This window comes from Mesorhizobium alhagi CCNWXJ12-2 (assembly GCF_000236565.1).
Taxonomy (GTDB): Bacteria; Pseudomonadota; Alphaproteobacteria; order Rhizobiales; family Rhizobiaceae; genus Allomesorhizobium; species Allomesorhizobium alhagi.
In genome coordinates this window covers 1-649 of sequence record NZ_AHAM01000369.1, presented here as the reverse complement: position 1 = coordinate 649, position 649 = coordinate 1, and the positions used below count along the sequence as shown (strand labels likewise).

Genomic DNA, 649 nt, shown 5'->3' with positions numbered 1-649 from the left:
GTTGCGAAGGGCATCAACGGCTTGGTCGATGGTAGTGGCTGGCAGCTGGAAGAACGCATTCGCTTTTTTGCCGTAGAGGGTCAGCGCGCTGCCATCAAGGATCAGTTCCAGATCGGCGACCGCGCCTTTGCGCGAGGCGTGGAGCTTGTCGGGCCTTTGCACCTTTATCTCACCCGAGCTGGCGAACTGCAGCTTCTGCCCGTCGTAAGACACGACCTCCGTCTCCACGTCGTAGTCCACGGAAAAGCGTTCGAGCAAGCCGAGATACTCCGACATCGCGCCCAGAACCTTAGCGGCGTCTGCCTCAACTTCAGCCTGCGCAAAGGCACTGTGGACCGAAAAGGAAGCCAAGAACAGGGCTACTAGAACCCCAGCTTTGCCGACATGACATCTCATTACCGCCTCCAGATGACTTCTGACGCGAACGTTGGCGCATTTTGCTTCCAGGCGGGAGGTAATTTACTGTAACATACAGACAGAATTTGGCTGAGCCGGGAGAGAGTCAGTCCTTAATGTCGAGGCCTGCTTTCTTCAACGAGCCAATGAAAAACTCGGCGTCTTCCGAACGGGCAAATCTCGTCGAGACCTCCAGCCGCAAGTTCTTGACCAAGTCCGGCTCATTTTCTTCCAGCCAGGCACGTTCGCGCTC

General features: G+C 56.4%; 1 protein-coding gene. It reads right to left on the bottom strand.

Annotation, left to right across the window (positions count from 1 at the left end; genetic code table 11):
* Window positions 1–396, bottom strand: a 396-nt coding sequence (locus tag MAXJ12_RS34195) for a DUF2092 domain-containing protein (RefSeq protein WP_040589822.1), incomplete at its 3' end; no start/stop codon positions are given.
* Between the last annotated feature and the right edge of the window lie 253 nt (window positions 397–649).